At 34.0% G+C, this 20,146-nt stretch carries 11 protein-coding genes and 1 pseudogene; 3 read left to right on the forward strand and 9 right to left on the reverse strand.

Features of this window, described 5'->3' with window-relative positions; genetic code table 11:
• The first annotated feature begins 15 nt into the window (after positions 1-15).
• A complete protein-coding gene (locus ACXGSQ_RS04310; protein ID WP_458628399.1) occupies positions 16-2,094 on the forward strand; it encodes a M16 family metallopeptidase in 2,079 nt (692 codons plus the stop codon).
• A 54-nt stretch (positions 2,095-2,148) separates the two neighbouring features.
• Here ACXGSQ_RS04310 and ACXGSQ_RS04315 read toward each other — a convergent pair whose 3' ends face one another.
• A complete protein-coding gene (locus tag ACXGSQ_RS04315; RefSeq protein ID WP_458628400.1) occupies positions 2,149-3,039 on the reverse strand; it encodes a DMT family transporter in 891 nt (296 codons plus the stop codon).
• A gap of 98 nt (positions 3,040-3,137) precedes the next feature.
• On the opposite strand from ACXGSQ_RS04315, the gene ACXGSQ_RS04320 reads away from it, so the two are divergent.
• On the forward strand, positions 3,138-3,641 hold the full coding sequence (locus ACXGSQ_RS04320) for a cation transporter (RefSeq protein WP_458628401.1): 504 nt from the start codon (positions 3,138-3,140) through the stop codon (positions 3,639-3,641).
• 52 nt (positions 3,642-3,693) lie between these two features.
• Here the strand turns inward: ACXGSQ_RS04320 and ACXGSQ_RS04325 are convergent, their stop codons facing one another.
• From ACXGSQ_RS04325 to ACXGSQ_RS04335, 3 genes are all read right to left on the reverse strand, one after another.
• Entirely contained in the window at positions 3,694-4,065 is a 372-nt protein-coding gene (locus tag ACXGSQ_RS04325) for a hypothetical protein (RefSeq protein WP_458628402.1), read from the reverse strand.
• Positions 4,066-4,134: 69 nt separating this feature from the next.
• Positions 4,135-5,547: a DUF5689 domain-containing protein gene (locus ACXGSQ_RS04330; RefSeq protein WP_458628403.1), complete on the reverse strand. Its 1,413-nt coding sequence runs from the start codon at positions 5,545-5,547 to the stop codon at positions 4,135-4,137.
• A gap of 78 nt (positions 5,548-5,625) precedes the next feature.
• The gene (locus tag ACXGSQ_RS04335) at positions 5,626-8,412 is read right to left on the reverse strand and encodes a carboxypeptidase regulatory-like domain-containing protein (RefSeq protein ID WP_458628404.1); all 2,787 of its coding nucleotides are present in this window, start codon (positions 8,410-8,412) and stop codon (positions 5,626-5,628) included.
• Between the two features lie 138 nt (positions 8,413-8,550).
• Between ACXGSQ_RS04335 and ACXGSQ_RS04340 the strand changes: the two genes are divergently transcribed.
• Positions 8,551-9,606, forward strand: a complete 1,056-nt coding sequence (locus ACXGSQ_RS04340) for an endonuclease/exonuclease/phosphatase family protein (protein ID WP_458628405.1) — start codon at positions 8,551-8,553, stop codon at positions 9,604-9,606.
• A gap of 98 nt (positions 9,607-9,704) precedes the next feature.
• On the opposite strand, the gene ACXGSQ_RS04345 is transcribed toward ACXGSQ_RS04340, so the two are convergent.
• The 5 genes and pseudogenes from ACXGSQ_RS04345 to ACXGSQ_RS04365 form a co-directional block, all read right to left on the reverse strand.
• Positions 9,705-10,145 carry a hypothetical protein gene (locus ACXGSQ_RS04345; protein ID WP_334468405.1) on the reverse strand — a complete coding sequence of 147 codons (441 nt, stop codon included), beginning with the start codon at positions 10,143-10,145 and terminating at the stop codon, positions 9,705-9,707.
• A 49-nt stretch (positions 10,146-10,194) separates the two neighbouring features.
• Positions 10,195-12,545 (reverse strand): annotated as a pseudogene (pbpC, locus tag ACXGSQ_RS04350) (penicillin-binding protein 1C).
• A 204-nt stretch (positions 12,546-12,749) separates the two neighbouring features.
• The gene (locus tag ACXGSQ_RS04355; RefSeq protein WP_458628406.1) at positions 12,750-13,601 is read right to left on the reverse strand and encodes an SH3 domain-containing protein; all 852 of its coding nucleotides are present in this window, start codon (positions 13,599-13,601) and stop codon (positions 12,750-12,752) included.
• A 231-nt stretch (positions 13,602-13,832) separates the two neighbouring features.
• Positions 13,833-19,406, reverse strand: a complete 5,574-nt coding sequence (locus ACXGSQ_RS04360; protein WP_458628407.1) for an alpha-2-macroglobulin family protein — start codon at positions 19,404-19,406, stop codon at positions 13,833-13,835.
• A 315-nt stretch (positions 19,407-19,721) separates the two neighbouring features.
• A complete protein-coding gene (locus ACXGSQ_RS04365; RefSeq protein ID WP_458628408.1) occupies positions 19,722-20,096 on the reverse strand; it encodes an endonuclease domain-containing protein in 375 nt (124 codons plus the stop codon).
• Positions 20,097-20,146: the final 50 nt, after the last annotated feature.

Below are 20,146 nucleotides of genomic sequence, written 5' to 3' on the forward strand. Positions count from 1 at the left end.
AAAACAGCATTTAACATGAACACTAAAATAGTAGCGTTTTTCGCATTATTTATTATAACTATTGGTGCTAGCGCACAAATAGATAGATCTCAGCCACCAGTGGCAGGTCCAGAACCAGAAATTTCAATTGATAAACCAGAAGAGTTTACATTAAAGAACGGCTTAAAAGTTCTTGTGGTTGAAAATCATAAATTACCTAGAGTCTCTTATTCATTACGAATTGACAATAGTCCTATCGCAACAGGAAAAAAAGCTGGTGTTGAAAGCTTAATTGGTAGTATGTTAGGGAATGGAACGACAACTATTTCTAAAGACGACTTTAACGAAGAAATAGATTTCTTAGGGGCTAGCTTAAATTTTGGAATTAGTGGTGGTTTTGCAAGTTCATTAACGAAGTATTCAGATAGAATATTAGAATTAATGGCAGATGCAGCAATTAATCCCTTACTTACCGAAGAAGAGTTTGACAAGGAAAAAACAAAATTACTTGAAGGTTTAAAAGCAGATGCTAAAAATGCAGATGCAATTGCAGGTAGAGTTGGTGCTGCTTTGTCTTATGGAAAAAATCACCCTTACGGAGAGTTTGTAACTGAAGAAACAATCAATAATGTAACTTTTGGAGATGCTGTAGCATTTTACGAAAAACACTTCAATCCAAATAATGCTTATTTAGTAGTTATTGGTGATGTAGATTATAAAGAAGTTAAAAAACAGATTAAGAAGTATTTTAAGAACTGGACAAAGTCTGTAAGCGTTAATACTACAGTGCCAAAACCAAGTCCTAATGTACAGTACACACAAATTAACTTTGTTAATGTTCCAGATGCAACGCAGTCTAATCTTTCAATAACCAACAACGTAGATTTAAAAATGAGTGATCCAGATTATCACGCAGCTTTAATAACAAACAACATCTTAGGTGGTGGCGGTGAAGGTTATTTATTTAAAAACCTTAGAGAAGAACATGGTTATACCTATGGTGCTTACTCTCGTTTAGGAAATGATAGATATGGAGCGTCTCGTTTTAATGCTACTGCTAAAGTTAGAAATGCAGTTACAGATAGTGCTGTGGTTGAGGCTTTAAAAGAAATCAACAGAATAAAAACAGAACCTGTAGATGCACAATTACTTAAGGATGCTAAGGCAAAATACGTTGGTAACTTTGTAATGGCTTTAGAGCGTCCGCAAACTATTGCTAACTATGCTTTAAATATTAAGTTAAATAACTTACCTGAAGATTTTTATACAACCTATTTACAGAAAATTAATGATGTTACTGTTGAAGATATTCAACGTGTAGCAAATAAATATTTTAAAACGGATAACCTAAGAATTATCATTGTAGGTAATGGTGCTGATGTATTAGAGAATTTAGAAAAAACAGGGATTCCTATTAAGTATTTCGATACGTATGCAAATGCAACTGAAAAACCAGTCTTTACTAAGCCTTTACCAGCAGGTTTAACCGCTGAAAAAGTAATTAATAATTATGTGACTGCAATAGGTGGTGAAGCAAATCTAAATAAGATTAATACTATTTTAGTCAATTCAGATGTTACTATCCAAGGTGCTCCGTTTAAGCCTAAGGCTACTGTAAAACAAATGGTTCCAAATAAATCTTATATGGAAATTGTTGTTGAAGGTATGGGTGCTGTAATGCAACAAAGTTTTAATGGTGAAAGTGGATACATGGTACAACAAGGTCAAAAAATTGTTATGGATGATAAAACACTTGCAGCAAAGAAAGCTGAAAAAGGGTTATTCCCAGAATTGTATTTGGATGCTTCTAGTTTAGAATTAGAAAGTATTATGACTATAGATGCTACGGATGTTTATAAAGTAAAAGTGATGAATGAAGATGTAGCGTCTTATAGATATTATGATACTAAAACAGGATATTTATTGAGAACCGAAGACACTGCAGAGATGGGAGGACAAACAATGACAACTGTTACTGATTATTCTAATTATAAAGAAGTAGATGGTGTGATGTTGCCAAACACTATGAAAATAGCAACAGGACCTCAGGTGCTATCTTTTGAAACTACAGAAGTTAAAATTAACGAAGGGGTATCAGATGCTGATTTTAACTAATCACATTTAAATATTATTATGAAAACCGAAGTGAAAGCTTCGGTTTTTTTATGGTTATGATTTACGGCTAGAATTTGATTGATGCGATAAATAAACGCCAATCAAAATGAGTAGTGCCGCTAAGGCTTGAATGGGACTAAAACTTTCACCATCTAAAATTCCCCAACTTAGCGCTATAATGGGCATCATATAAGTGACAGATGATGCAAAAACGGGAGTGGACATTTGGACCAATTTAAAATACAACACTTTTGCTAAGGCTGTTCCAAAGACAGATAAGATTGTAATATAGACTAATGCATTTAAAAAGTGAGGATTATGAAACGTTTTCGGAGTAAAGAAATTACTAAATAGTAAAACAATAAATGCAGGGATAATTATAAAAGCATAATTGCCGGCAGCAATAGCTAATGGTTTTACTTCTTGTAAATGCCGTTTTATAATATTAACATTAGTGGCATACATTACCGTAGATACGATGACAAAAACAGCGTATAAATAATTTTGATTTGGATTTAATTCTGATCCTTTCAATATTAAAATTGCCGTACCAATAAAACCTAAAATCACACCGAATATTTGACGTCTTGTTGAGGTGATTCTAAAAATCGCAAACCCTAATATAATCGTATTTAGTGGTACTAAAGAGTTTAGTATTGAAACTACAGCACTGTCAATTTCGGTTTCCGCAATAGCAAAAAAGAAAGCAGGAATAAACGACCCTAAAAGTCCAGAAAGTAACAACCATTTCCATTTAGATTTAGGAATTGTTTTTAGCGTATTGAAACCAAAGGCCAAAAGGAGTAGCCCAGTTATAATGGTTCGAAGCGCACCGAGCTGATAGGCTGTAAGACCTAAAAGCGATTTTTTAATTAAAATAAACGAGCTTCCCCAGATAATGGAAAGAATTAAAAGGTAAATCCATTTGAGATTAAGATTTTTCATACAATAACAGCAATTAGGAATCACAAAATTCGTTAATTATCTCGCACGGAACGTCAATATTTATTAGATTTAACCAAAATTATTAATACGTTACACTAATGAAGATATTTAAGACAATAAGCTTAGTAATGATTATGGCTTTATTTTTTACATCTTGTAAAAATGAATCCCAGCCAGAAGTTAAAACGGTAGATGTAGAAGTTTCAAAAAAAGATGTTGCTTCAACGCTAGATCCAAATGCAACTTATGCTAAAGTAGAGTTTGGTATAGAGGGTATGACTTGTGCCATGGGTTGTGCAAAAACAATAGAAAAGAAAATGGCTAAGATGGAAGGTGTAAAGTCGGCTAAGGTTGATTTTGATGCACGTTTAGCTATGGTAGAATATGATGAGGCTAAAGTTACGCCTAAGTCTTTAGAAGAAGCTGTAGGGAAGGTTTCAGAGACTTATAAAGTTAAAGATATGCATATTGTTGATAACTTTGGTGCAGAGAAAAAAGGATGTAAAGAAGATTGTTGTAAAGACAAAACTGAAGCCGAAAAATTGGCTTGTAAAGCAGATTGTAAAAAAGAAAGTTGCAAGAAGAAGAAACGAGCTGAGTAAATTCAGAAAATGTAATAATATTTAAAACGCTATCCGAAAGGGTGGCGTTTTTTTATAGAACTTGAAGGAGAATAAAGGCTATTGCAAAGCTTCCTAAAGGCAGAAGCCATAATAAGAATATTGAGGTGTCTTTGCGCTTTTGTTTGGCGTTAAGAATGTTTCTTTTCTTTCCATTGTAACGCATCCAATTCTTAGAAATAATAAAGAGTGCGATGAGTCCGTATAAAATCCAAAACTTAGTATTAGACATAAGCGCTGTCTTCATCTGGCTTGCAAATGCCATAAGAAATGCAGCTAAAGCAAGTATGATTGACAATTCTAAAAACGTAATATAAAACAATGCGATATCTAAGCTTCGTTTGCCGAATGCTTTTTTATAGTGATTGAAGATAATCATATAGTAACTGTCAAATAACGAAGCCATATAAAAAGGGTATAAAAAAATAAAACCTGCTAATTCACATCAGCAGGTTTTATTTATATAGTTATGTTCTTAGTTTGCAATAATAGAAATGTCATCAATTTGATAAGCTCCATCTAACGTTTCGTCGTTACCAGAACCTACAACTTTAAATGCTACATATAATGTACCAGTGTAAGATGATAAATCAATTAGGCCAGAGTCAACAAATTCATACCACGCGTTAGATTCCGTTGGTATAGTTGCATTAATAGGAATCCAAGTTGCTCCAAGTACATCAGATCCATTATAGTCTGTAGAAACAAATACCTCTAAAGTATTATCTACAGATTCTAAATGATGCTGAGCAGCTTTAAAGTTTAAAAATTCATTATCCTGAGCGTCCATATCAAGACCTGGAGTTACTAACCAAGCGATATTTTCGTCGTTACCAGAACCGAATGTACTGAATTCTGTATAACCATTTCCACTATAAGATTTTTCTCTCCATTTCCATGAACCTGCTTCTGCAAAGTTTGTCCAACCTGTAAAATCTAAATCAGTGTTATTAGTTACAGATTCAAAATCTTCAGAGAAAACAGTCGTAAAATCAGAAGGGTCTAATAAAGAACATCTTGGTCCTTCCATGTTGACATCATCCGTAGAATTTAATGCTAATATTAAACTTGCTCCATCAAAAGTTTTGTTAACGATAGCTGTTATGCTTCCATTTCCTGTTGGTAAAGGTTCGTTTTTAAAACTAGAGAAACTACTTGTTTCTAAATTGAATTGTGTATAAGAAAAACCACCACAACTTTGTAATGCTCTTTGAGTATCATAGACTTGGATTGGGTCAAAATAAGTTTCACCAATTAAGTTATCAGCAAACTCTACATTTTCAACAGTTACTAATACACCTACTAAAGCATTAGTGATTTCAGAAAACGTTTTAACTAAAGGTGTCATTTCAGCAGTTACTGTAGATCTTAAAACCTTTTGTCTTATTTGAATCTCATTTAAACTTGTTACAGTAGTACCGTATTGGTCAGTTTCAGTTCCTCCGCCAATAGTAGTTACTCCGTTTCCTACACGTTCTTCACCAATATATAAATCTTGTAAACTTATATAAACTTCTCTTCCAAAATTAAACTGGTTGTAAGTATCAACTTGGTTTAAGATGACTTTTAAACCTGAAGTTGGGTTAGATGGACTGTCTTGAATATAAAATTCTTTGAAGAAGTTTCCTGTTTGGTCGGAAGATGATACATATCCTTTTACGTATATGTTAGTGTCTACTGGGTCTAAGAATGATCCACTTTGATACATGGCTTTAACTTGCGCGAAAGATACTTCTGTACCTGTTGCTAGTAAATCTGTAAGAGCTTTATTTTCTTCGTCTCCTAAGCTATTAGGTATTGTATAATCATCATCCTGTACACAAGATGTAATAGCTACAGAAGCTATTAAGATTAACATTAATTTTAAAGATTTAATCGCTTTATTCATAACTTTTTTATTTATAATTATTGAATCTATGAAATATACACATTTCATAATTGTAATATTATTTATTAATTTTTCTTTTTAGAATCTTACGTTTAAGTTAACAAAATAATTTGCACCACGTCCATACCAATACTTAGATCCAAATTTAGGGTTGCCATCAGCATTGTCATCTCTAAGTTCTCTGTAGTTAGCGTTTCTACCTTGTTCAAAACCGCCAGTCTTGTAAACTTCGTCTAAGATGTTACCAACACTAGCAAATAGACTGATGTAATAATCACCAACTTTCCAAGATTTACCACCAACAAGGTTAACTACCATATAGTCGCTAATTTTTTCTTGTTTAAGTAAGTCTGCTGCTAATTCTTCATCATAATCATTAATAGGTAAGCCGTCTGAATCTAAATAGAAATTTTCGGTTCTTGTTAAAGCATTGACATCAATATATGCATTAGAAAAGAAGTTAGCTGTTGCTCCAAACCACCAGAAATCAGGATCTCTATATTCAAACCCAATAGAAGCAGCTCTTTGAGGTCCTCCTGCAAGTTTGTAGTCTTTTAAATTAGCCTTTCCATAAGAAATAGAACCATCTTCTGTTTCAAAACTAGCAGATGTTAAATATAAATTAGGGTTATTGTCATAAGTATATTGACCAACAGAAGCAGCACCTTTTAATTTAATAGTTGGTGTTACTTGTGCTTCAATTCCGAATTCTACTCCTAAGTGTTTTTTATCAATACCTTGTAAAACTTCTTGAACAAAAGCAGAGGTGTCATTATCAGTGATATCATTTCCACCACTTAGACCATCAGCATAGTAAAATCCAACTTCGTTAGCGTCTTCTATTTTAGTATAGAATCCTGTGATTTTAGCGTTAACTATTGGAGATCTAAAAATATAACTAGCATCAAATGATGTTACTAATTCTTCGCTAATATTATTTACGATAGAATGATTTTCTCTAGAGTTAGAGAAGGTGTTACGTAAATTAGGTGCTCTTGTTAAATACCCACCATTAACATCAATTAAGTGTTTTCCAGAAATTTTATAAGTAAATCCTGCTTTTCCTCCAACACCGGTAAAAGAAAGTTCTTTTCCTTTTCCGTAAGATGTTGGTGCATTAGGACCATAAGATTGAGCTTCGTCAAATCTACTGTGTTCCCATAAGCCTTCTCTTTGGTAGGTTGTGCTTGTGACATTAGCAGAGGCATAGAAATCAAATTTATTATATTTAAACTGCGCTTGAGCGTAACCAGAAATAACTTCAGCAAATAAGTTGTAGTTATATCTGTATTTATCTCCTTCGTTTAAGATTCTATCTCCATTTCGGTTATCGTATTGAAATCCGTCAAAAGAATCGACATTTAATAAACCAACAGTTGAGCCTAATAAATCGATAACTTCACCAAAGTTTTCTGATTTTAAATTTTTGTAGTTTACGGCTCCATTAATAATGATGTTGTCATTAATTTCAGAAGTAAATATTGAATTAACAGTTAACTGTGTATCATCAGATCTGTCTTCGTATAAGGCATAAGCAGAAGTAATATCATTGATATTATTAGTAACGTTAGCATCTATAATACGATTCCAATCTAATTGACCATCATTTATAAATTTTTGTTCTGCTAAGTAAGCACCTACAAGATCATCTCTTTGTTCGTGATAGCTAGGTAATAGTTGATAATACGCAGCACTTGGGTTACCACCACCACTATAATCTAATCTACTATTTCCTAATTTACCAAATTGGTAACCAACATTAGTGTTTAATCTTGTTTTAGAAGAAATATCCCAATAATGATTTAACATAAAGATTGGCTCTTCAACTTCTTTAATACGAGAGTTACGTTGTTCTCCATCTAGACTTCCCCAATACTCATTGTATTTAATCCCTTTTAAGTCATAAACCTCTTGAGTGTTTGGTGACGACTTTCCTCTTCTATTAGGAGTGTAAACTGAAGTAAAGTTAATACTATGCTTGTCGTTTATTTTCTTTTCTACAGACGCAAAAAATGAATTAGAATCATATAATGTTCCGTCTACAAAACCTTCTTCTCCCCAACGTCTTCCTAACATAAGAGCATAAGACCAACCACCTTCTAATAAACCAGAAGCATAACTAGCCATTACACGGTTTGTATAACTTCTATTTGAAGAAGATAACGTAATTCTACCACCTTTTCTATATGAAGATGCTCTTGTAATAATATTAGATGTTCCTAATACACCACCAAAATTGTAATCTGAAGGTGTTAAACCCGTAGTTAAGACTTGGTTACGCATCATATCATTTAATCCGCCCCAGTTACTCCACTGTGGTCTACCGTTGTAGAGTTTGTTCATCTCGATACCGTTCATTAAAACTGAACCATTTTCTGAATCTAAACCTCTTACTTTAAAGAATGAAGAGCTAAATTCAAAAGCTGCAGTTCTTTGAAAGATGTCTAATGAAGAAGATAGTAACCCAGATATATTATCTGCACCACTTGTATCATCATTTAACTCATCATCAGAAAGGGTAATCGTAAACATGTCTTGTACATCTGAAACATCAATGTCTAGAGTCATATCTGTTATGTCTACAGTTTGACCTTCGTTTACAATAATAGGATAACGTTTTGTTTCGTAACCTGCTTTTGAGATTTTTAAAATTTGTTCTCCTAATGGTACATCACTAGAAAAAATAAATTCACCGAAACCATTTGTTAAGGTTGTTTGTTGAGTTTCTTCAATTGTAACTGTTACATCAGGAATTGGTTCCGAAGATGCAGCATCTTTTACACTACCTTTAATAATAGCACTTTGCGCCATCATTGTAAAAGAGGAAAAAACTCCAAATAATAAAATAATTAAACTTTTTTTCATACCTAGTTTTAAAGTTATTAATCTTTGTACATTAAATAATAAGTTATTTAAGGCTTGCAAATTTACATTATTTATAATAAATATATACTTTTGGCTCAAGATTTGTAAAGTAATTAATGTTAACATAACATGCGATAAATGAAAAATTTAAAATACCCACTATTTCTATTATTTGTTTTGCTCTTTATAAGCGTGAATGCTCAAGAGAAAAAAAAGTTTAAAATTCACACCGTAGCGTTTTACAATTTAGAGAATTTATTTGATACTATAAATGATCCAACAAAGAATGATGAGGCAACTCCGATGATGGAATTGACTGAAGCTCTAAGAGGTAAAGCCTATAAGAAAAAATTACACAATATGGCAAAAGTGATTGCTGATATTGGTTCTACAGATACTAAGAATTCGCCTGCGGTTATTGGTGTTTCGGAGGTTGAAAATAGACAGGTACTTGTAGATTTAGTAAACCAACCAGAATTGCTGAAAAAGGATTATGGCATTATCCATTTTGATTCGCCAGATAAACGAGGGATTGATGTTGCATTGCTATATCAGAAAGCCTTGTTTAAACCTATTGACTCAAGTGCTCATGAATTAATCATTTATGATGATTCTACAAGAGAGCGTGTATACACAAGAGATCAGTTATTGGTTAGTGGAGAATTAGAAGGAGATTTAATACATATTATTGTTAATCACTGGCCTTCAAGAAGTGGTGGTGAAGCACGAAGTAGATTTAAACGTGTTGCTGCAGGGAAATTAAATAAACGTATTATAGATTCTTTACAATCTATAGATCCTTATGCTAAAGTCATGACGATGGGAGATTTTAATGATAACCCAATAAATGATAGTATGAAAAAAGCAATGAAAACAGAGGCAGATTTGGATAAAGTTGGACTTAAAGGTATTTATAATCCTTTTGAAAATAAATATAAGAAATTTGGTTTAGGGACTACAGGTTATAGAGATGCTTGGAGTTTATTTGATATGATTTTAATTACGCAACCGTTTTTAGAGAAAGATTATTCGTCTTTTAGATTTTATAAAGCGGGTATTTTTAACGAATCATATTTAACTAATAAAGAAGGACGTTATAAGGGATATCCTTTAAGAATGAGTAATGCTGGACTGTCAGGTGGCTATAGTGATCACTTTCCGGTTTATATCTATTTAATTAAAGAAGTACAATAAGTTGATTTGGAAACTGTAAATTAAGAATCCATTTTTACCATAAAAAAAAGCGTCTAGAGTTCTTTTCTAGACGCTTTTTTTATAGTAGTATTTGAGGTTTAAAACCAAAGGTTCCACGGAATTTTAGCCAAAACTAATACTAAAGCTAAGGTATAAAAAATAGCTAGCATTTTAAATTTTGGTTTAGATGTTAATTTCTTTTTGTGTTTTGAATAGCCTATAGTTAATAACGCTATTGCAATTATCATAGTTAGTGGGTGTTCTACAATGAGATTTCTTAAAGCTTTGTTTCCCATTACTTCTCCCATACCGCCAACTTGTTCTATTACTGAAAAATAATCTTTCATAAAAAACAATACAATACCAATGAGCAATTGAATGTGCATTGTTATTAGTGCAAATAATGAAATTCTAAAATCTTTTGCATCAAATTCCTTGTCGCCAAAAAATTTAATTAGTGCATTAAATGTAGCAAGTACTAATACTAGAAGTACTAAATAAGCCCATGTTGAATGTATAAACTGTACAGTTTCCATAATAATAAGTTGATTAATTTCTGTAAAAATAAGGATTTAAGGGGGAATGTAATTACTCTGAAATTGTAATTTTATGTTTTAGCTCGTTTCCTAATTCGTCTATAACGGTAATGATATGGTTTCCAGAACTTGGAAGAATAGCCATGTCGTGAATGTCTTTTGTGCTTCCAATATATTCACTATCAACGTACCAATACAATTCTAGTTCAGGTTTAGAATGCGCTACTTTTAAGATTAACTCATTAATATGACCATCAAAATCTTTTGGCAAATAAATCGTACTTTGTTGATTTGGGTAAATAAATTCCATGGGAGTTCCAATGGATTCAGTGCAATCTGCTCTGTAAGGTGGTAACGGTTTGTAAAACGGGTTTTTAGTTTTAAAATAATAGGCTTGTAAAGGAGGTAAAATAAACCAAGATTTATTTTTAATGTTTGAAATGGCTTCACATGAAGTGTTAACCTGAAACTGTTCAGAAGCATCTAAATGGACTAATTTATGATAAGGGCAAGGCTCGGTTTTCTTTCCGCTTGCTTGTATATAACGCATTTCTGTTTCATCGCAAATAGATGATGCACGATACCCACTTTTTTTACAGATATTAACTTCTAACATGTCGTCATATGGCATTGCAAACCAGTCGCTTTTTGGTAGTAAGTCAAAAACTTCAAACAAAATAGGTGCAGCTGCTTGCACACCAACTAAACCAGGTCGTCCTTCTCCATCAGCATTACCAACCCAAACGCCAACCACATAGTCTTTGGTGGTTCCATTGCCCAAGCATCTCTAAAACCAAAACTTGTTCCTGTTTTCCATGCAATTTCCTGAGAAGAATCATAGTATTCCCAGCTTTCATCACTTTGTGGTCGGTTAACTTGTTTCATGCTTTCATAGGTGAGATAAATGGAAGCGGCATCAAAGACTTCTTTTTCTGTAGATAGTTTTCCGAAATCAACAGATTGTTTTGAATTGTAAATGGGCTGGCAAAATTCATTATTGAAATACTGACTAGAATGGGCGTTAAAATGATTTAAAGTCGAAGACATCGCAGCATAACTTTTACACAAATCCCAAAGATTACTTTCTGCACCTCCAAGTATTAAAGACAAGCCATAATGATTGGCGTTGTATTTTAAATCTTTAAGTTGAAGCGCTTTGAGGTAATGATAAAACCGATCTAATCCAAACTCTTGAAGCATTCGTACTACAGGGACATTTAATGACCGCGATAGAGCTTCATTAGCATGTACAGCTCCATCGTAAGTTTGGTTATAGTTTTCGGGGTGATAACTTCCAAACTGCGTAGGTACATCTGCAATTAGAGTGTTGGGTAATACATCTCCAGCATCTAACATGGCAGCATATAAAAAGGGTTTTAATATACTTCCTGTACTTCTGGGTTTGTCAATAATATCAACACTGTTTTGATGGGCTTTGTTTGTAGGCGAATTGCCTACGTAAGTTAAAACCTCTCTTGTTTTTACATCTAAAACCAAAACGGAAATATTATAAATTTCATTTTGTTTTAAGCGATTATAATGTTGCTTTACAATGCTATTAGTTTGTTCTTGAAGCGCTATGTTAACCGTAGTTTTTATACGTTTACCTTTATGTTTTTTTGCTGTTTTTTGAAGTAAATGAGGTGCGATTTGCGGTAATGGATAGGGCTTTTGCGGTAAGCCTTCAGCAATAGATAGCTTATAGGTGAGTTCGTCTATTGTACCATTTTCATGAAGCTTTTTTAGTAACCGATTGCGTTTTTCTAATAATCGTATTTGATTTTTTCCAGGATAGATTAAACTTGGAGCATTGGGTAAAACCGCTAAAGTGGCACTTTCGGCCCAAGATAAATTATAGGCATTTCGATTAAAATAACGCCAAGATGCTGCGTCTATGCCAACAACATTTCCTCCAAATGGAGCATGACTGGCATAAAGATTTAAAATGTCATCTTTAGACAATCTGAATTCTAAGCGTGTGGCTAAAATGAGTTCTTTGAATTTTTCAAAATAGGTGCGTGATTGTCCTTTTCGAGATAATCGAATGACTTGTTGAGTTAAGGTACTTCCGCCTCGTTTTATAGTGCCAGAACTTAGATTGCCTTTTAAAGCCTTAAAGATTGAAACCGGATTAAAACCAGGATGTTTGTAAAAATATTCATCTTCAAATTGAAGAATGCAAGTTTTGAATTTTTCTGGAACACTATCATTAGCGGGAAATCTCCACTGGCCATCGTCGGCAATTAAGGCCCCTAATAATTCATTTGATTGACTTGTAATAACAGTGGCTGTTGGATCTTTAAATAATGTCTTTGGCAAACAAAAATAATAAGCACCTAAAAGCATTAAAACCACTAAGGATTTTGTTTTATTTCGCTTAAAAAAATGAATTAATCTATGCATAAATGATTTACCGAACGCTTACTTAAAACTTGTTAAACAAAGTTATCTATATATTTAAAGCTGTTAAATGTTTTCTTAGACTTTTGAACTATTTATGACGCAACTTAAACTAAAAGTAAATTCATGTTACGTTTTAATTGAAGTGAAGTAAATGTAAATAAGACTTGACAAATATTAAACCTATCAAGTCTTATTTATATTAAACTAGCAGCCATTTGGCATATCAAACTCAATTATTTTTTCAGTGATATTATCTTCAAAATCGGTCAAAATGATTTTAAGAAAAACACGATTTGTTGCAACTCCAATAGGATAATCCTTCACATTTTTTATCGTCTTAAAATAGTCTAACCAATCTGCTCCACATTGGTCAATAACTTCAATTTTTAAATCCTCTACAGAAGTGTCAATAAATTGTTTCCAATCATTTTCAGTATAAGCTAATGTTTCAAACGTATTAGATCTCGTTTGTTTTAATGGCTTCCATTCCGAATCAAAATGTTTCCAGTCATTAGCATCACATTTTTTATCTGCACTCATAAACGAAATGCTATTTTCATAACGTTGAAAAATACTCACATGCTTATAATCATTATCAACTAAAACAATTTGTTTTTTTTCAGGTGACGCCCCTAAATCGACATGGATTGTTGTAGAGTCGGTTTGTTTTAAGTTATGAAGTCTTTTGTAATCGCTAGTCGCTAAATTCTTTATTTCAACATTCAATAAGTCTAAATCTAATCGAATAGTTTTAGAAATTTTTGTTGAAGATAAGTAGCCATTAAACACATAACCAATATGGTTTCGAGTTTCAACTTTTACCCATTCTCCGCTTACTTTTTTTCCGCCATCGAGCACGACTAATTTTTTATCTGTTTTTTCAAGGACTCCAATGGCCTCGCCATAGGCTAATTTGCTTAGCATTTTGCCACTTACATCGGGCTGGTCTCTAAGTGATAATCCGCTTTCTGCTGCTACATAAGCATTTTGTTGTGCTGTTACTAATGCGACAGTGAAGAGCATTCCGATCGCTAAAATCTGCTTTAAATTTCTCATAATTTTGTGATTTAAGGTTAAACATTTTTAGCGGTTTTGTTTCTAGGATTCTTGCCTTCCGGACGGCGAGTATTTAGTTTAATTGTTTTGTCATTACGAGGACGTAGGACGTGGCAATCTTATAAAAGGTAACGTAATTGATAAACAGATTGCCACGCTATGCTCGCAATAACGTTTCTTCATAACAGACCTGCTAGGTTTTTAAAACCTACAAGGTCTCGTTCCATCGACTTACTTCTCAACAGTAATCCATTCTCCTTTGTTTCGCACCAAATAGTCATTATCATACATAGCTTCAGCTTGTGAGCCTGGTAAATAATAGGTGCCTAGGTAAGAGGCATTCAGCAATACGGTAAACGTTTTGGTGCCATGTTTGCCTTTAGGATTCATATCGAAATAGAAATTCACTCTGTCATCTCTAATATCTGTGTATCTCGCTTGGCTCACAGTGGTATCTCCAAAAGCTGTAAATCTTGTATTGACAATATCCCAACCTGAAGGGAAAATTTGCGTTAAAGCCACATCGTGTACATAGTCATTCGTTAAGTTGGAAATACTTACTGTAGCTACAAAATCTTGTCCTTGTTGTAGCGTTTTAACATCAATTTTGTTGCCTTGTAAATCTTTGTATACTGTTGAAATAGTAAAGCCACGTTGTTCTGCTAATTCTTCGCCTAATTTCAATTTACCAGAGTTTAATACTCTCACATAAACTAAATTGTCTTTTGCGTTAGTAATGGTAAGTTGATTAGTACCATCATTAATAGGAATATGACGTTGTGCAATGGCATTTTTAGTGTCTATAGTTTCTGATTTACCATTAATACTATAAGTCAGTTTTAAATCTTTACCGCCATTTTTAATAACCATTTTCCCCATGGCTAATAAACTATAAGCCGTCGTTTGTGTACTCATCCAACTATTGCCTGATAAATCTTTAGCAATGGTTTTCGCTAAATCTCTAGCTTTTGGGTTGCCTGTAATTATCATCGTTTCTAAAGCCATGGCTCTATTTCGATCTGCTGAACCATAGGTGTAATAATTTGATTTATACGGTTGAAAATTGATATTTGCCGTTTTAGAAATCGCATCACTCGCTTCTTGTTGTCCTGCTAAAGCATAAGCTGCTGCTAATCTCCATTTAGCTTCGTTAGATAGTTCTTCAAACTCACGCAATCTATTCATGCTTGCTAAATCTGGACTACCAGCTAAAGCTAAGGTGTATAAACGATAGGCTTGTGCTAAATCGGAATGATAAACCCGATAGCTAGGTCTCCAATTTCTAGAGGCTTGTTTTTGGTACGCAATCCAGTTGCTCTTGAATGTTAATGGCAATACAAAGCCTTTTTTCTCGGCTTCAATCATAAAGTGACCAGCATAACTTGTACTCCAATCATTAGCGGTGTTTTCTCCCATCCAATAGCTCATGCCGCCATTAGGTTGTTGGAAATTACCTAAACGTTTAATACCACTTTCAATATTACGTTGCACTTCTTTTTTCTTCTGAGGCGTTAAATCAAATATATCAGCTAAGAATAGTTGCGGGAACACTCCAGATGTGGTTTGTTCTAAACAACCATGCGGATAGCGGATTAAATATTGTAATCTACCCGTAAAGTCCATTGGTGGCAAGGTTGAAAATTCTACCGTTGCTGAATTTGTTCCAGCAACACCAAAGGTTGTGATATCTATTGTTTGTTTGGCATTCGCCTCTAATTCATTATCAATAACACGCGATGTATACGGATTAGGATTCTCTACATCAATTTCAACTTTATAGGTTGATTTTTCTCCGTTTCCTGTGGCGATGACTTCAATGGTATTGATACCTTTTGCTTTGGTGACATCCAATTCAAAATACACCATTTTTTCATCTGGTTTATCGAATTTTAATGATTGTGAAGCGTTGCCTTTTACGACAATACCATCACTTAACTTTAAGGATAGATTGACGTTTTTCACGTTGTCTTCCATGGCAAAAACCGTTACAGGAAGTGTTACTTTTTCACCAGGACTCAATTTGCGTGGTAAAGTTGCTAACACCATTAATGGTTTTTTAACCTGAACCGATTTCTCAGCACTTCCATAAGCTTCTGTGGCGTTATTACCTGCTACAACCATGGCTCTAACCGCACCAATATAATTTGGCATTTTTAGCTGATGCGTTTTTGTTTGTCCTTTGTCTAAAAGGAAAGGTCCTAAATAGGTCACCACAGGTTTAAAACGGTTGGCTTTCTTGTTTTTTCCACCAGCAGCACTGCCATCTCCACCAATAGCAAAGACTTGGTCAATGCTTCCTGAATACGCTCCAATAACATCATCAAAAATGTCCCAAGTTTTTACACCTAAAGCTTCACGAGCATAAAAACTATCCCAAGCATTAGGGGTTTTAAAACGCGTTAAATCTAACAAGCCTTCTTCTACAACGGCAATAGTATAGGTCATAGATTTGTTGTTCTTTTCAGATACTTTTATCTCGTAAGATTGCTCCGGCTGAATCACATCTGGCATTTTAATTTGTGGCTCTAATTTTGTCGAAGGATCCTCAACCATCATAGGAATTACACCATACAAACGAATTGGTAAATCGTTAGAGGTAATAGCATGCGGTTGTAATAACGAAATATTAATAAACACATTTGGTGCCATTGCTGAAGTTACAGGAATATCAATGGTAGTTTCGCCTGGCTTGGTTTTTACCCATTGGTGTTGTAGCACTTCTGAACCATTTTCTATACTTACTAGAGCCCGACCTTCAGATCCTGAAGGGAAGGTTAATTTTGCCGTATCGCCAACATTATAATTTTCTTTATCGGTTGAAAACACTAACATTTTAGCTGCTTCCTTATCGTTTGAAGGATTTGTAGACCACCAGTTTTTATAGAAATACGCCGTTCTTCCTGTGGCATGGCCACTTACAGGATCCACCACTCTAATTAAGTAACGTCCGCGTTCGTTTTCTGGGATTTTTAGTTTGAAATTTGCTTTTCCATTGGCATCTGTATTCACAGAAAAGGACTGAACAGGTCTGTGGTAATTGCTCGATACGTAACTCGATAAGTTATCGTAAGAGGAATTCCACCACCAACGCCATTCGACTTTATAAACCTTTACTTCTAGATTTTTACGTTGAATAGGTTGTCCTTCAGCTGTAACTGTAGCCACCTCAAAGGTGTGATTTTCATCTGTAAAATATGAGCCGTAGTTATTGCCTTTTGGTGATTGTAACCCAACAAAACTTTCGTAAGGAGCATAGGGCATGGTGAAGGCATCAAGGGAAAAATCACCTCCGTTTTCAAACGCTCGCACTAAGAATTGCGCGTTTAACATGCCTGGTGCATTTTTGCCAATATTCAGTTTTGAATTGATGACTGCATTACCTTCTGCATCTAAATGGCCTTCAAAAACATTGGTTTCTTCAGAGCTGAATGTTCGTGTTGGATCGTTAAAAACGTAATCTTTATAGCCTTTAAAACTGGTGTAGCTCGAGGTAAATTTTGCTTTTATTTCAGCTTTTAAATTTTTTGCTGGTGCGCCGTGTAACCATGTCACGTTTAAATCGCCTTGAAGTGGTTTGTTGTTGGTTAGAATCTCGTCTTCAAAATCGATTTTTATTTTTAATCGGTTTGGTTTTACGGTTTCAATTTTTAAACTTTTTGAAAATGTGGCACCACCAACGGATACTTTTGCGTTGTAGTTTCCGGTTTTGTAATCGGTGGAAGTTGGCACTATAAAATCATAGAAATTATTAAGATTATCTATAGAGATTTTTCTGTACACTAATTTTCCAACAGGATCTGTGATTTCTAATTTTACAGGATGACGCTTTGGTAATTTGTTTGCAACATCATTCAACATAAATGTTAAAAACAAACTGTCTCCTGGTCTCCAAACACCGCGTTCTGCGTAGATGTAGCCTTTAAGTCCACGTTGTAGCCGGTTACCAGACACATCAAATTTACTCAGCGATAAGGACATACCATCGTGTAATTTAATATAACTCACATTACTACCTTTAGTCGCAATCGCGAAAGCAGCCCTGTGTTTAGCATCGATTTTTATAATACCATCTTTATTGGTAATGCCATTTGCTAATTCTTGTTGTTGGTAATTGTATAGTGTGACTTTTGCACCACTTTCTGGACTAGTTGATAGCATATTTGTTATCGCAAATAGATACGTATTATCCGCACCTTGTTTCGCAATAATTCCAAGATCTGAACTGATTAAGTTCTGTGATACCACACGATTGCCGTAATTATAATAGGAGTCCGTACAAGGATTGTCTCTATCTCTCCAACGGTAATTGGTGTTTCTGTAGCTATAGGTTAAATTGTCCCAATAGCGTTCTTCTCGTAACTCTTCTTCTTCCTCAGTACTTTCTTCAGAAGCGTAGTAATCTTCCTCGTAATAATCGTCGTAGTAATCATCTTCATCAATGGTTGTTGTTTCAGCGTTTGATGAACAATCATATAACGAATAGTCCTTTTTAAAACTTAATTCTACTCTATAAATAGCTCCAGGATCGGCTTTTAGATATTTTGATAAATCAATACTGTAAGCTTTCCATTTTCCGGTGTTTTGATTTTCTTCTTGAATTAAAGTGATGGTCTCTTTGGCGATACGTCTACCTACTTTTTTAATAGCATATTGGTCGCGACTATTAAGGTTGTAATCTTGTAAAAATTGAAGAACGTTATCTTCAAATATTTTAATGATTCTGACATCGACTTTACTCAAGTTAACCGCTTCAAAATTGAATTTCAATTCTTTTGAATTTGGAAGAATACTTCCGTTGCTAATAAGTCGGACTTCAGGTTTTAATTCTTCAAAAGTTAGCAGTTCTGAAAACGGTGTTTTTAATTTGAAACCATCGGTGTTTTTAATGCCTTTAAAGACATCGACTTGGATATCTCCAACCAATTTAGTGTCTGGATACACTCTTAGTACATTACCATCAACAATATATTTTGGATTTTTAACGCCTTGAAGCGATACCAATCCGGCGAAATTTTGCTGCTTTACTAAAGGATCTGAAAAGTTAAGTGATAAGAATTGTTCTGGGCTCTGAACAACTTCTGTCGTTACAATCGTAAAATTATTTTTTCCAGGAATAGTAATAAAGTTTTCGCCTTTATTTTCCGCTTTTATGGCAGAGCCATCCCATGCGATATCAATTTTACTGTCTTCAACTAAACGGTTAATACTGTCTATTTTAAACTCGAAGAATTTTGAAGTTTCATTAGCTTCATTCCACACTAAATGTAAAGGTTTTGAGTTCTGAGCAGCAGTGACTAATTTTTTAGCCTCATTAAGTGAAATCACATCAGCCGATCGTAATTGCGCAAACATATACTGCCATTCTTTACTGTACGATTGTAGGTTTTGAGTGGTAATATTGAAACTTGGTGTGATGGTTTTAAATTGAAACGTATAATCTTCAAAATCCTTTGGTATGGTATTATAAATTTCACCCAATTTAACGTTTACGGTATATTCTGTAGCAGGTTCTAAAGATTCATCTGGTGTAAACAAAAGCGTATGATTGTTCATGGCTTTTAATTGTCCTTGAACGTGAGGTGTTAATTTGATAAGGTCAGTTGGTAGTGTTTTATCTATTTCCCATCCGCTTACTGTATCTGAAAGCGTAATTTTTATAGGATCTGCAACAGATACCAATCCTGAAGTGGTGTAACTAATATAGTCTCTGAATTTAAAAATGTTATCCGTTTCAACAGGTTTCTTTTTACAAGAACTTACAAATGCTAGAATTAGGAGTAGGACGAGGTGCTTTTTGATGTTCATGTTGCTGATGGATTTAAGTAAAAGATTCGATTATCAAGCAAAGGTAAGTGCTTTCTTGTTAAATAAGTACGCTTACATTTTTAGTTTTAGACGTAGGTGAATTGTTAAATTGGTCTTAAAGTTAAGAATTATACTCAAATGAGTTAATGGAATTGAGATTGTTTTTGTAATGGAAAATTTGGTTTTGATTTGTCATTTCTGTGCGGGTTGTGCTGCTGTTGACCCATCCCTTAATCCCTTCCCAGGAAGGGAAACTGTTGCATGACAACTGTTGCGCGTTAATAAATATATTGAGTGTTCCCTTCCTGGGAAGGGCTAGGGATGGGTATTTAAATTTTTAATCTCCTTTTCAATTTCTCTAATTACCCAACTTAAATTATTTTTAACATCTAAATTGCTAAACCTAATTACTTTTACGCCTAAAGATTCTAATCGACTTTGCCTGAGGGCATCTTTTTCTTGATGTCCTTCTTTAAAATGGATAGAGCCATCAACTTCAATGGCTAATTGTAAATCTTTACAGTAAAAATCTACGATAAAATAATCGATTGGTATCTGCCTGCTGAATCTTACTCCTAGTTTTTTCTTGTTTATTTCTCTCCATAAAACGACTTCGCTAAGCGTCATGTTTTTACGAAGCTTTTTTGCGTATTCTACTAGTTTTGCATTGTATGGTATTATTTTTCTCATTGTTTGACCCAACGTTTAATCCTTTCCTGAGACGGGAAACTGTTGTGGAT

The sequence above is a fragment of the Winogradskyella sp. PC D3.3 genome, from assembly GCF_054366245.1.

What these genes read in the sequence shown, in the direction of transcription:
- ACXGSQ_RS04310 (WP_458628399.1), top strand. Translation starts at nt 16, where the DNA reads ATGAACACTAAAATAGTAGCGTTTTTCGCATTATTTATTATAACTATT.
- ACXGSQ_RS04315 (WP_458628400.1), bottom strand. Translation starts at nt 3,039, where the DNA reads ATGAAAAATCTTAATCTCAAATGGATTTACCTTTTAATTCTTTCCATT.
- ACXGSQ_RS04320 (WP_458628401.1), top strand. Translation starts at nt 3,138, where the DNA reads ATGAAGATATTTAAGACAATAAGCTTAGTAATGATTATGGCTTTATTT.
- ACXGSQ_RS04325 (WP_458628402.1), bottom strand. Translation starts at nt 4,065, where the DNA reads ATGGCTTCGTTATTTGACAGTTACTATATGATTATCTTCAATCACTAT.
- ACXGSQ_RS04330 (WP_458628403.1), bottom strand. Translation starts at nt 5,547, where the DNA reads ATGAATAAAGCGATTAAATCTTTAAAATTAATGTTAATCTTAATAGCT.
- ACXGSQ_RS04335 (WP_458628404.1), bottom strand. Translation starts at nt 8,412, where the DNA reads ATGAAAAAAAGTTTAATTATTTTATTATTTGGAGTTTTTTCCTCTTTT.
- ACXGSQ_RS04340 (WP_458628405.1), top strand. Translation starts at nt 8,551, where the DNA reads ATGAAAAATTTAAAATACCCACTATTTCTATTATTTGTTTTGCTCTTT.
- ACXGSQ_RS04355 (WP_458628406.1), bottom strand. Translation starts at nt 13,601, where the DNA reads ATGAGAAATTTAAAGCAGATTTTAGCGATCGGAATGCTCTTCACTGTC.
- ACXGSQ_RS04360 (WP_458628407.1), bottom strand. Translation starts at nt 19,406, where the DNA reads ATGAACATCAAAAAGCACCTCGTCCTACTCCTAATTCTAGCATTTGTA.
- ACXGSQ_RS04365 (WP_458628408.1), bottom strand. Translation starts at nt 20,096, where the DNA reads ATGAGAAAAATAATACCATACAATGCAAAACTAGTAGAATACGCAAAA.